Here is a 12,789-nt window from a genome sequence, read left to right on the forward strand (position 1 = left end):
ATCTTTAGTAATACGTTCATAGCCCCTACTGGAGAGAGAAGAAGGGAAGAAACCTCCACCTAAGATTTCCCCTCGCAAGAAAGTACCTATTCTTGTACATAGGTTATTGCACAATCCGAAATTTCACAAAAAAAAAGGAAATGGACCTATTGTTTTAGAAGAAGGGTTCCATTTCCTTTTTTTATATCATAGTTTTTTTAATAAAATTACATTTCATTCATGCCATTGTTAAATTGCCAACCAATTCCAAATTTATCTGTTAATTGGCCGTAGCATTTGCTCCAGAATGTTTCTTGAAGTTCCATACCAACAGTGCCGCCTTCTTTTAGTTTATCAAACTGAGATTTAATTTCATCCAAATTCTCGCTTACAATAGCAAGACTAATGTTGGTACCTTCAATAAAAGGCATACCAGGAAAAACATCAGAAAACATAACATTACTGCCACTAATTTTAAGGCGTGCATGCATGACTAAATTTTTTGCTTCTTCTGGAAGAGGATATTCTGGATTAGGCGGCGCCTCTCCGAAAGTCATAATTTGTGGCTTTTCTGTTTCAAAAACCTGTGCGTAGAATTCTATTGCTTCGCGACAGTTTCCATTAAAATTAAAATAAACATCAACAGACATTTCCTTCACTCCTAAGTGTTTACTTGTTAATCAGTGATAAAGGATTACATTTTATCCCGCATTAACGGGCAGTACCCCCACTGATTGAAGTTTCACTTTATATTGTATCATTTACCAGTGTAATCACAAAAATACCTACTCCGAAAAATAGCGGAAACTTTTCATTTAACACACAAGGATATTCTTTTATACACATTCGCGTTAAAGTGTTAAAAAACGTTGAATATTATCAGAAAATTACTTGTAATTAACATCATTAATAGATTAGATTGGAGAGTACAACATGAAAGGGTTTTTCAGTAAATTGTTAAATGGAATGAGTATTGGGATTGTGGTTTCATTAATTCCAAATGCTCTGTTAGGGGAAATTCTTAAGTTATTGATTCCTCATTTTCCTGCATTACAGCATCTATTCGATATCACAGTATTTGTGATGAGTTTGTTACCTGTGATGATTGGTGTAATGGTAGGGGTTTCGTTTAAATTAACTCCCATTCAAACAGCAAGTGTTGGGATAGCTGCAATGGTTGGAAGTGGTACCATTCAAAAAAACGGCTGACGGGATCTTTGCCCTGAATGGTATAGGAATTGTAATTAACACGGTAATTACTGCTACATTGACAGTGATTTTCGTTCAATTTATAGGAGACCGATTAAAAGCTTATTCTATTCTATTAATGCCAACTCTCGGTATTTTAGTTCCAGGTATGATTGGTTATTTGATTTTACCGTTTGTGAAAAGTTCTACAGGTTTACTCGGTGTCGCTGTTTCAAATGTGACGACTTTACAACCCGTTTTAATGGGCGCAATCATTGCTGTTATTTTCTGTCTTATTATTCTGTCACCCATTTCCACGGTTAGGGTCGCAACTGTGATTATGTTTTCAGGTATAGGTTCTGGTGCAAGCTAATCTAGGAATTGTTGCAGCAGGTGTCGGTTTATCCTTTGCAAGCTATAGAGCAAATTCTCTTGGGACGGCACTCGCGCATGTGTTAGGAGCGCCAAAAATTCAAATGAGAAACTTTTTTATGAAACCAAAAATCGCGTTTCCAATGTTGATTACAGCAGCGATCCTTGGAGCATTAGCTGGTATGTTAAATATTCAAGAAACACCTTTAAATTATATCAATTTAGCTGAGGGCGGTTGGACATCTAAAAATGTTATGATTATGCTTAACACATTCTTTATTCTGTCGATTGTGTTGAATCTCAGTCTGATTTATTTATTCGCTAGAAAATTAAAAATGATTAAAGCGGAAGATTATAAACTATATTTTGAGTAATCACTCAAACTACACACCTTGAACAGATATTAGCTGTTCAAGGTGTTTTTTAGTGGGAGAATGTAAAGTGAACGGAGTAAATATGAACGAATTATTTTCAACACCTTTCAATCATTCTATTATCCGCTCGATACTATCAGTAAGCACCTGTTTTAAAAATAGTAATCATTCTTATAAATCAATATTTTAAAAAACTACTAGAAGAAAGGCGTCGAAATATGTATAATAAGGATTTAATAATGGAATTGTGAAATTAGATTCAATATAAAGCTAAGTAGATGATCCAAGTACTAAAATGGAGGATGTAATAAAAGTGTTTGATCCTTTCGTTATGGGAAGGCTGTACATACATTTGCACTATTTTGCTATTCATGCTTGATAATTTCAATAAGATATACCGAAAAAGGTGGGATTATAAACACTTTTTAAAATTATTTATGGTAGCGATTACATCGTTTTGGAGGAATTTATGTTTAAATTTAGCAAAAGTAAAGAACTTACTCAGGGGAATTGTTCCGAAAATCAATTGATTGTTGAATTAGAAAGAATTTACGAAATGAATGCAAATTATGAATTATCTGGTGATGCATATTTACAAGGGAATAATGAAGTAGAAATCATGATTAATAAAATACTTGAATTAAAGAATTCTCAAGTTAGAGAACAATTTTTGCTCAATAGTGAATTGATAGAATTTGTTACTCAAATGGACTATGTGAAAGATATGGTAGACCACATATCTATTCAAAAAGAATCCGTGGAAGAAGTAGCGGCTAGTAGTGAAGAGATGAGCCATGCGATTGAAGAAGTAGCGAACCATGTTCAAACTTCATTAATCACAACTAAAGAAGCGGTTTCAATATCAACAAATTCTCTTGAAACGATTCATGAATCATTTACATATGTTAATCAATCATTTGAACAAATTAATAAAGCTCAGGATAAAATGCAACAAGTAGTAGAAGACACAAAAGAGATTGATACAGTAGTTAATATCATTAACGAAGTAGCAGAACGAACGAATCTATTATCTTTAAACGCAAGTATAGAAGCGGCTAGATCAGGAGACGCAGGTAGGGGTTTTGCAGTAGTTGCAAATGAAATCAAAAAATTAGCGGAGAGTACGAAAAGTTCTGCAAACTATATAAAAGATATGGTAAAGAAGTTAAGAACTGAAATTGGTGTTTCAGAACAAGCGATATCTGAAGCCGTAAATGTGTTTTCAAAAGGAAAAGAACATATTAATCAAGCAGTAGAATCAATGGATAAAATGGAAGTGTCTTTAGAGGGAATTAATTCAGTCTTTGAAAATATTACAGCCAATGTAGAAGAACAATCTGCGACTACGCAAGAAGTCACAGCAAGATTAAGTGAAATTAATCATCAAACTCAAATGCTAAGTGACATATGTATGAGAACAGGGCAGGGTATTTATACGATAAGTACGATGGCAGAAAATCAGAGAAATACTGCACTTCCTTATTTTAAGGATTTTAAAGGAAATCAACGATTAAAACCAGTTGCTGCCGAACATCTCTTATGGAAATGGAAAGCTTATAATGCAGTATGTGGTTTTGTAAAACTCGATGAAAGTAGTATAGGGGATCATACTTCGTGTACACTTGGAAAGCATTTAGAAAATACGAAACAATCTAATCCAACCGATGATATGGTCGTAAAAATCTATGAACCACATAAAAAAGTACACTCACTTTCAAAAGAAGTCATTCGTGCAGTAAATAGTGGGAATAGAACTAATATTGCAAGTTATTTAAGAGAGCTAGATGAAGCTACAGTAGAATTAATGAAAGGTCTAAAATAATATAGAATCAAGTGGTATAATATGTACAGCAGAAGGAGGACGAATATGGGAAATAATGAAAAAGAATATGAAATATTGGTTGAAAAAGCCATTGAATTTACCCCAATTTGGTTAAAACAAGATATTGAAAGTATCATGCAAAAGACGGGCGAGACAGATAGAATAAGTTATATCATTAGCGAGCTTTATAAAAAATATACGTTTAATGCTACGCATATTTTAGCAGCTATGGGTCAAAATCCAGAATGGACAGTTGTTTCCCGTGAAAGATTGAATTTTATTGATAATAATATAGACTTAATCCAAGTGATGTTAAAGAGAAGTTGGTAAATAACGAGTGATGAACTAAAAAGGGTGTCCAAAAAAGGGTACTTCATACTCTATACATCGTTTATCGTGTCAGATGCACGCCGTATAAACGATAGATAGTAGAGGTGAGGTCTGACTCTTCGTTTTGGACACCCTTTTAATTTTATCCCGGTTTAACAGGCTGTAATATCGCCACTGATGGAATTTTCACTTTATCTTTGTTTCGGAGTTAGCTGATTATTTGGGTTTATTTCACATTCTGGAAAGTCTTTTTACATTTTCAACATTATTAAATATTTCTTCAGCTTTTCCATTGCCGTATAAGCTCCAGGATTCTGCACCTTACATCAATAGAGGATAAAAAACTCTTTTTCAAACCTAGGTTTGAATTTTTTGTGATGATCAAAACTGATTCAAATAGTAGAAGGCATAAAATCTAGGTGAAATTATTATAGAACCAAGTTGTTTTGGAATAATAGTTGAGAAAGGTATAAATTAGGACGCAAAGCGGGGGAGTTTTATGAAAAAAATTACAGTGATTTACTTGTGTCTGCTGATCTTATTTCTTCCATCACAAATATTTGCAGAGCGGAAAGTTCCTATCTTAATTTATCATTCAATCGATGAGTATAAAGGTAACGGTGCGAAAGATTTATATGTAACCCCGGAGAATTTTGAGAAACAAATGATGCATTTACGAGATCAAGGCTACACATTATTAACTTTTGATCGGTGGCAAGATATTTCTCAAGTAAATAAACCCATTTTTATTACCTTTGATGACGGATATAAAAATAATCTTAATGCATTCGAAGTATTCCTTAAACTGGAAAATAAAAAATTTAAACCTACTGGCACCATTTTTGTTATTTCCGACTTCATCGGTCGACCTCATCGATTAACGAAATCGGATTTAAAAATGTTGACTGATTCAGGTATAATCTCAATTCAATCACATACTGCTACTCATCCTGATTTGACGAAAATAAAAAATTATGAATTTGAACTGAAAGGGTCCAGAGATAAAATTCAACAAATAACAGGAAAGCCAGTTATTGCTCTTGCGTATCCGTATGGAAATTTCAATGATAAGGTCGTATCAGAAACGAAAAAGTACTATTCGTTTGGTCTTACGACAACCCCTACATCATATACTGAAATTGGTTTAAAAGACGAACTTTTTCTTTTACCCCGAATCTATGTGAAGTATTCAACGACTATTAATGAATTTGCCGAGTTAGTTGACGGATAATGAAAGTAGTTGCTGTATTGCGTAATCGCTTTTCTATTGCGTTAAGGCCATAAGTTTATAGTGTTGAAAATGTTAATTGGTAAAAGAAAGAGAAAATCATTAGGTAGATGTTAACAGGAACACTCCAGCAGAACATAGTGGCTAAGTGATGATTTGGATGGAGTCGATGGAAGGAATAGATATGGATTTGAGCTAGATGCCAAGGGAGTAAAATTGAATTTAGAAGTGATGCGTAACAGCTAAGACAACACCATTTACTTTAAAAAGATAACCAAAATATTCGCTTAGAAGCCAAGTGAAAAACAAACAAAATATATCGTGAGTCTAAAAAGGATCTTAGTAGATGGAATGGAATCGAATATTTAAATTTAACACGATGGAGGGGAAAGGGGATACTAATATGTTTAGAGAGAAGTAAGCAAATAGGAAAGAGGACAGCGACCACCCGATCATCACACTCGGTGGTCGCTTATTTTGTTAAGTTGATTCTCTTTACTAATTTTCACAAGTAATTCTTTGCAACCGTCCATGATGAGGTTATATGTTTCCTGAAAGTCACCTGTGTAATATGGGTCTGGGACATCGATTTTATGATTTGTTAAGTCGAGAAGACGGATAATCTTCGGATGATTAGGTTGTCCTGTCATTTCATATATGTTTTTTATATTGCTATTATCCATGCCTACAATGTAGTCGAACTTCTCAAAGTCTTCTTTTATCAACTGACGTCCTGCAAGACCTTTTGATGAGATTTTGTATTTTTCTAAAATGGAAAGTGTGCCTTTATGCGGTGGGGCGCCAATATGCCATGAACTTGTTGCAGCGGAATCCACAGTAACTTTTTCGAGCAGATTCTCTTTTTCAAGTAAATTACGGAATAATGCTTCAGCCATCGGAGAACGACAAATATTTCCAAGACAAACGAATAAGACCTTAATCATATATATGACTCCTTTTTTAATTTAGTAAAAATGGGGATGGTTTATAAGAAGAATTTCTTTTATTAAATAATTAATTTGTTCACAATATTATACCACAATTTGAAAAAATAAGAAATTAAGCGATATTTAACTAAAAAAGTATTGATAATGATTATCAATTTCAATATAATGAGTTTTGTACATTAAGTAAAAATTATACAAGAGAGAGAGATTAATGAAAAGGTATTGGGCTTTTAGTGCAACTGTTTTACTAGTATTTGCATTAGCTGGTTGTGGAGAAAAAGAAAAGACATCGACGGAAACTAAAGAAAACGTAGTTGAAGAAACAAGCAGAGAAAGCAAAGCAGCTGAGAAAGAAGCAGCTATATTATAGTTCATCATGCTTATATTGAGATTATTGGTAGTTAGATAGAATCCTAACGTCGATAGAGGAGGATAAATTATGGGATTGATACCTGTTGGTATAATCCACATCTTAAGGAAAACAATATAGGAATTCAGCGAGCTGTTGGATCTTATAGAAATTGTAGGCGTCGGGGAGATGAGGAGTTAAAACTAAAAACAATTCTTCTACGGCCGGAATAAATGAAATTACTGTATTAAAAGGGATCCCTTTTAAACTAAAAGGTGAGCAAGTACCAAAGTAACTTGCTCACCAATTCGCGGAATAGAATATTCTAAATCCAATTAATTTCAAAATGATTTAGAATTATTAATAGACCTTATCACCGTTAAATATTGAATTCTTAACTACGACATAATCGACATTGCGGATTGCTTCTAACTTATTTCCACCAGCATAAGAAATAGAGGATTGAAGATCTTGTTCCATTTCTTTTAGCGTATCTTCTAAAGCACCTTTATGCTCCATTAACATTTTCTTGCCTTCTACATTTTTCTTTTCACCTTTTTGAAACTCTGAAGCTGAGCCAAAGTATTCTTTATAAAGCTTGCCATCTTTCTCAATTGTTTGTCCTGGTGATTCTTCATGTCCAGCAAATAATGAGCCAATCATGACCATCGATGCACCAAATCTAATTGATTTAGCAATATCACCATGCGTACGAATTCCTCCGTCAGCAATAATCGGCTTGCTTGCTGCCTTTGCACACCAACGTAGTGCCGCTAATTGCCATCCACCAGTTCCAAATCCAGTTTTAATTTTAGTGATACATACTTTACCAGGTCCAATTCCCACTTTTGTCGCATCTGCACCGGCATTTTCTAATTCTCTTACTGCTTCTGGAGTTCCAACATTTCCTGCAATAACAAAACTTTGTGGTAAGTGTTTCTTAATATGTTGAATCATCTCAATCACCGCATTGGAATGACCATGTGCGATATCAATCGTAATATATTCCGGTGAAAGCTGTTCATCGGATAGTTGTTGGATGAAATCGTATTCTTCATCTTTAATACCAACACTTATAGATGCGAATAATCCACGTGATTTCATATCTTTAATAAAAGAGCGTCGTTTCTCTGGTTCAAAACGATGCATAACATAGAAGTAATCATTTTCCGCTAAGTAAATTGCAATGTTTTCGTCTATAATAGTTTGCATATTTGCAGGTACAACCGGCAACTTAAATGTATGTTCACCTAATGTTACAGTTGTATCACATTCAGATCGGCTATTCACTATACATTTCGCAGGAATTAATTGAATATCTTCATAATCAAACACATTTTCCATGGTTTACACCCCTATATACGAATATTGAAGTTTGTATAAAATAAAATTGTTCGTCCAAATGGTAATTTACCTCATTTTTATCAGTATGTCAAATGTTTTATACCATATTATGTACATGACATACAGAAAGTAATAATCTATATGAAAAAAGTATTTTTTGAGATCTAGAGTAAAAATTTTAGAGAAGGTATAAGTGGAGGAAATATGGAATCGGAAAATACATCTATCAAACAGAGGAAGAAGAGGATATAAAAAATCATCTTTATATCTATATGGTGAAATTTGTTCTAAATATCAAATTAGAATATTTCACATAACTAATAAGAAAGCCAGCAGCTTAAATTGGGCCATGTACAGGTTTTCTGGAAAATAGAAATAAGACAAGAAATATAAAAGATAAAGAGCCGCCAAGACAGTTTAGTCTTGGCGGCTCTTCGATGAATTACCTACATAATTGTTATCATTCAAAATGAGAATGTGTTAAAATTTTCACTCGGAATTTATTTAGCACAAGAGAGTTTTTGCAGTAAGTCTTACTTCTTAAAATTGCGCAAAGTTCCAAATAAAATGGAATTAACTCACATACGTGAATGAACTTTTTCGCCTTGTACCCAGACTTCACGAATGTTCTCAGGTCGAACGAGATACATGATCTTTTGGAAGACATCATGTAAATCTTCATTTGCATGAAAAATAGGTAGTTTTGCAGAATCTAATGTAGTGTCGATGATTTGTACATCCCAAGCATAGTTTTCTGTCAAGCGACCGATTGGCAAGCTTAAACTTTCACCACCACCAGCAGTTGCGAAATAAAACGCTTCATTAATGGTGATGCGTGAATTTGATACACCTCGTTCATTGGTAGGAAGAACTGTATTAACACCATCTTCTAACATTCTTGATGACATTACAGCCTGCCTAGCATTATCGAAAAGACTAGGTGAAAAACCGCCAGAAATATCGGATCCTAAACCAATTTCAACACCTTTTGAATGAAAATGAGCGATCGGAATGACGCTATTAGCAAAGTAAGCATTTGAGATTGGACAATGACAAATAGCAGTGCCCGTTTCAGCAAATAAATCTGCATCATCATCATTTAAGAAATTGCAATGCGCCATGACAGATTTATCACGTAATAGACCGAAATCATGTAAAGCAAACGCATCGTTCTTTTTGAAGCGATCTTGCACATAACCATGTTCCCAATCACTTTCACTGCAGTGCGATTGGACGTATGTATCATACTTAGCAGCTAATTCACCTAAACCTGTTAGGGCATCATCCGTACAACTTGGAATAAAGCGGGGCGTAACTACTGGGTAGACACCCTGTTTCGATGATTTCGCTAATTCTTTGACAGCTAAAATAAATTCTTCCGTATCCGCTAATGCTGTTTGCGTATCAACGTCACGATAATATTCTGGATTTTGTTCGGAATCATCCATAACAACTTTCCCAACTAAACCGCGTTGTCCCTTTTCAGCGCATATTTCAGCAAGCAATAAACTTGCATCTTTATGTACAGTTGCAAAATAAAGTGCCGTAGTTGTTCCGTTTGCTAGTAGAGTGCGAACTACATCTTGATAGACATCTTTTGCAAAATTTAAATCCGAAAATTTAGACTCAAGCGGGAAAGTATAAGTGTTTAACCAATCATAAAGTGGGATGTCTAAAGCGGTTCCTGCTTGAGCCCATTGCGGCGCGTGAACATGCAAATCAACAAAACCCGGTAAGAAATACTGACCTTCAGCTAAACAATGGAAGTTTTCTTCGCCTTGATAGGCATCTAATAAGATTTGATAGTCGGCATCTTCTGGAGCAACAACTTTTTCGATCATTCCTTTATCATTAATGCAAAAGAGATAATCTTTTAAAATTTGTACTTCTTTTGGTGACTGGCTGGAAAAAGCAGTCCCTTGGAAAATTTTCGTATATTTTTTCATATTTTACACCTTATTGTTCGTATTTTGGAAATATATTTGCTATTATAGGACATTTGAAATGTGAAGTCTATTAAAAAAGAAACAAAAAGACAAGGTAGTGTTCGTATCTATTGGGTATAGTAAGATTTGGTACCTACACCGAACAAATCCTCCCAAAATTTCGTGATCCTATTATTCTGCTAGGAATCAGGTCTTGGATACAAACGGAGTAGGTAATGAAAAAATAAAACTTAAATGATAAATGAGTGTCTAAATAAATAGTAAAGGGAGATAGAACTGCCTTTAGTGAAGTGATAATTTTGAAGAATACAAAGTTAAAATAGTTTGGTTTATTTCTAGAGTGTTTTATTTTACTATTTCGCTTATCCAATTTGGGGAGTGAATAATGGGGAAGGGATATAAGTCAAATTCCGTTATATTAATAATTTTTCTTTACTTAGTGTAGCCAGCAACCGAATCTGTTTCTGAGTCTTAGTCATAATTTTCAACCTATTTATTAAGAGATTCATCGTTGTCCATTCAACGATGAATCTTGCTAACTATAATTCGCTAATTTAGAAGCTCATGTTAATTTCTTCGAAACGCTTCCTCTATCACGTTTCCCTCGACGAAAGTAGGGGCTTCTAGTCCAAGTAGACGATAAATCGTTGGGGCGATATCGAGGTTGGAGGTTGAGCCGATTTTCTTCCCTTTTTTCAGTTCTGGCCCGGCAGCGATAAAGATCGGTTTCAGTTCACTTCTTTTCGGATTTCCGCCGTGGGTTCCTAATTCAATTGGTGAATCTATTCGTTTTGAAGTAGCGCCCCCCATAACATAGCCGGAAGCTCCCATCAATAAGATGTCGCCGGCATTCGCATGCTTGATCCCGACATCTTTTGTCTCTGTGATGTTTATGACTTTTTCATATGGGTGGACCTTTACGTTGAAAAGATTTCCTATAATCTTTTTTGCTTGTTTTTTTACTTTTGAAAAAGAGAAACCATTATTATTAACATCTTGGGTCATTTCTTTTAAGTTATACATGGCCATTTTCTTTCTGTTTACGTCGTTCACTTGAATATTTTCGAAAATCCGAGTGATTTCGTTCGTAAGGCCTACATAATTATCCATGGGAACGATGCCTCCTTTTTCCCTAGATGTCAAGTTAATATAAACGTGAGCGACAGATCCGCTAGGTACTGCGTAGGCTTTTGTTTTTTTCATATTTATCTCATTATTTTCATCTAATACTAATAGTCCGGCATCCTTCAATTCTTTATTCGGATTAAGAGTGGCATGAGCTGGCTCCATGCCATGATCGGAAACGATAAATAGATGATCTTTATCGGAAAGATCTTTCATAGTTTTACCCACAACCCTATCTGCTAGTTTGTATGACCATTCCACATACTGACCATATTCTTTGGCTTTTTCTTCTGTGTATCCTGGTTGTCGCGGATCGGTCAACAGGTATTGATGGTTTTCATGATCGATTTGCGGTCCATAAAACATGAGTAGGTCAGGTTGATACCTATGTTTTATATAAAGTGATACATTGGTCACCCACATGACAAATCTCGTACTAATTTCTTCGTATTCTGATCTGCTGATCCAGCCTTTTTGCAAAGCTTTGTCATCGTCTTGAACAGGAAAAAAGCCGAAATGATTCTTGATATCATCAGCAAACCCTTTAGGACCACTTATTGTACCGGAAGTCACAGCCGTACGATACATCGTGGCTCCTTCACTCAAGTTAGTTTGATTGGTTCGAATTTTAAACCAAAATCCCGCTGCGTATATGTCATCGATATCAAGAGGAAGAGATCCCCAATTCTCTTTCTTTATGTATGGTTCGTTTTTTCTTATTTTCTTATCTTTGGATACAGTAAAGCTGTCATAATTTTGAGTTTGATCATTTGTAGAATCAACAGCCAAAATATAAATCTTTTGTTTTTTTTCCTTTTGTAACGCAATGGTTAGCTCAGCCTCTTTAAGTGGACTGAAGCTTTCGGGAGGATTGGTCCATTCAGTTGCTTCTTTAAAGAATAATGAATCCTTACTACTTGGCGCCCATGTTTTCCCATAAAAAATAGAATAATCCGCTTGCTTTCCTACCTTGGGATTGGCTCCTGGAAATGCAACGGTTGCAGTTACTTTGCCTGATTTTCTTGCTTCCACCCATAGCGGAGGAACTTCTATTTTTGTTTGAAAACCATCATCAATATTTTTGATTGATTTATTTTCTTCATGCCACTGGTTGCTGACGATTCCTGTTTGATTTGGTTTTGCTCCCGTAGCAATAGCCGCATGAGAAGGTGCGGTAAGTGAAGGTGTAATCGTCTGTGGATTCTTCGCCCAGACTCCCTGTTTGATTAGTTTTTTTAGATGAGGTAATTTCTCTTCTTTTATATACTTTTCTGTTAAATCATGTCCCATACCATCGAATGAAATGAGAATGACATTTTGCTTATCACTTTGTCGGGTCTCAGCTTGTACTGTACTAGTTAAATGTAGAAATAAAATAAAAGTTGCAGCGAAAATAAATAATTTCCTAGCCATGTCATGCCTCCTAAATTACAAATCTTAATAGTAAGATATACCCGTTGTATATCAATCAAAACAGACGGAATATTGGAATAATTTTGTATATCTTCGTTCATCATCTAATTAAGCGAAGAAGCCTAATTTAATGTGTAGCAGGCATTCCTATTAACGAAAAGGGTGCTTTAGTTGAGTAAATAAAAAAGTCGATTCCTTTACGGTTTACGAACAAAAGAATGCTTTTTCATATTTATAACAAGAATGATAGGCCGAAATGATTACTTATTGAAACGGAACTAATTTTGTTATAAAATAGTCTGGTTTAGGGAGTATTCCCGCATATTTTTTTGAATATCTCATATCGTTTAATATACTTCTTCGGTGACAGTT

General features: G+C 34.7%; 9 protein-coding genes and 2 pseudogenes. 6 read left to right on the forward strand and 5 right to left on the reverse strand.

Going from position 1 to position 12,789, the window contains the following annotated elements; all coding sequences use genetic code 11:
* Positions 1 to 206: 206 nt before the first annotated feature.
* The gene (locus AC1MGI_RS14935) at positions 207 to 629 is read right to left on the reverse strand and encodes a VOC family protein (RefSeq protein WP_480345928.1); all 423 of its coding nucleotides are present in this window, start codon (positions 627 to 629) and stop codon (positions 207 to 209) included.
* Between the two features lie 283 nt (positions 630 to 912).
* Here AC1MGI_RS14935 and AC1MGI_RS14940 point away from each other — a divergent pair.
* The 4 genes and pseudogenes from AC1MGI_RS14940 (at position 913) to AC1MGI_RS14955 (ending at position 5,296) form a co-directional block, all read left to right on the forward strand.
* A pseudogene (locus AC1MGI_RS14940) lies at positions 913 to 1,913 on the forward strand (PTS sugar transporter subunit IIC).
* 469 nt (positions 1,914 to 2,382) lie between these two features.
* Positions 2,383 to 3,735 carry a methyl-accepting chemotaxis protein gene (locus tag AC1MGI_RS14945; RefSeq protein ID WP_480345929.1) on the forward strand — a complete coding sequence of 451 codons (1,353 nt, stop codon included), beginning with the start codon at positions 2,383 to 2,385 and terminating at the stop codon, positions 3,733 to 3,735.
* Between the two features lie 45 nt (positions 3,736 to 3,780).
* Positions 3,781 to 4,065: a hypothetical protein gene (locus AC1MGI_RS14950; protein WP_480345930.1), complete on the forward strand. Its 285-nt coding sequence runs from the start codon at positions 3,781 to 3,783 to the stop codon at positions 4,063 to 4,065.
* 499 nt (positions 4,066 to 4,564) lie between these two features.
* Positions 4,565 to 5,296, forward strand: a complete 732-nt coding sequence (locus AC1MGI_RS14955) for a polysaccharide deacetylase family protein (protein ID WP_480345931.1) — start codon at positions 4,565 to 4,567, stop codon at positions 5,294 to 5,296.
* A gap of 452 nt (positions 5,297 to 5,748) precedes the next feature.
* On the opposite strand, the gene AC1MGI_RS14960 is transcribed toward AC1MGI_RS14955, so the two are convergent.
* Entirely contained in the window at positions 5,749 to 6,237 is a 489-nt protein-coding gene (locus AC1MGI_RS14960) for a low molecular weight protein-tyrosine-phosphatase (protein ID WP_480345932.1), read from the reverse strand.
* 214 nt (positions 6,238 to 6,451) lie between these two features.
* Here AC1MGI_RS14960 and AC1MGI_RS14965 point away from each other — a divergent pair, with 214 nt between their 5' ends.
* Positions 6,452 to 6,610 (forward strand): hypothetical protein, encoded by a 159-nt coding sequence (locus AC1MGI_RS14965; protein WP_480345933.1) that lies wholly within the window; start codon positions 6,452 to 6,454, stop codon positions 6,608 to 6,610.
* A gap of 339 nt (positions 6,611 to 6,949) precedes the next feature.
* Here AC1MGI_RS14965 and guaC read toward each other — a convergent pair whose 3' ends face one another.
* On the reverse strand, positions 6,950 to 7,933 hold the full coding sequence (gene guaC / locus AC1MGI_RS14970; protein ID WP_480345934.1) for a GMP reductase: 984 nt from the start codon (positions 7,931 to 7,933) through the stop codon (positions 6,950 to 6,952).
* Between the two features lie 182 nt (positions 7,934 to 8,115).
* On the opposite strand from guaC, the pseudogene AC1MGI_RS14975 reads away from it, so the two are divergent.
* Positions 8,116 to 8,250 (forward strand): annotated as a pseudogene (locus AC1MGI_RS14975) (spore photoproduct lyase family protein); the annotation flags it as partial.
* Between the two features lie 261 nt (positions 8,251 to 8,511).
* On the opposite strand, the gene guaD reads toward AC1MGI_RS14975, so the two are convergent.
* Positions 8,512 to 9,879 (reverse strand): guanine deaminase, encoded by a 1,368-nt coding sequence (gene guaD / locus AC1MGI_RS14980; RefSeq protein ID WP_480345935.1) that lies wholly within the window; start codon positions 9,877 to 9,879, stop codon positions 8,512 to 8,514.
* Positions 9,880 to 10,446: 567 nt separating this feature from the next.
* A complete protein-coding gene (locus AC1MGI_RS14985) occupies positions 10,447 to 12,417 on the reverse strand; it encodes an alkaline phosphatase family protein (RefSeq protein ID WP_480345936.1) in 1,971 nt (656 codons plus the stop codon).
* Between the last annotated feature and the right edge of the window lie 372 nt (positions 12,418 to 12,789).

It is taken from the genome of Peribacillus sp. BM1, from assembly GCF_056679975.1.

Bases quoted from the DNA above. Each gene is read 5' to 3' on its own strand.
- guaD (WP_480345935.1), bottom strand. From the start codon at position 9,879: ATGAAAAAATATACGAAAATTTTCCAAGGGACTGCTTTTTCCAGCCAG.
- AC1MGI_RS14960 (WP_480345932.1), bottom strand. From the start codon at position 6,237: ATGATTAAGGTCTTATTCGTTTGTCTTGGAAATATTTGTCGTTCTCCG.
- AC1MGI_RS14945 (WP_480345929.1), top strand. From the start codon at position 2,383: ATGTTTAAATTTAGCAAAAGTAAAGAACTTACTCAGGGGAATTGTTCC.
- AC1MGI_RS14955 (WP_480345931.1), top strand. From the start codon at position 4,565: ATGAAAAAAATTACAGTGATTTACTTGTGTCTGCTGATCTTATTTCTT.
- guaC (WP_480345934.1), bottom strand. From the start codon at position 7,933: ATGGAAAATGTGTTTGATTATGAAGATATTCAATTAATTCCTGCGAAA.
- AC1MGI_RS14935 (WP_480345928.1), bottom strand. From the start codon at position 629: ATGTCTGTTGATGTTTATTTTAATTTTAATGGAAACTGTCGCGAAGCA.
- AC1MGI_RS14950 (WP_480345930.1), top strand. From the start codon at position 3,781: ATGGGAAATAATGAAAAAGAATATGAAATATTGGTTGAAAAAGCCATT.
- AC1MGI_RS14985 (WP_480345936.1), bottom strand. From the start codon at position 12,417: ATGGCTAGGAAATTATTTATTTTCGCTGCAACTTTTATTTTATTTCTA.
- AC1MGI_RS14965 (WP_480345933.1), top strand. From the start codon at position 6,452: ATGAAAAGGTATTGGGCTTTTAGTGCAACTGTTTTACTAGTATTTGCA.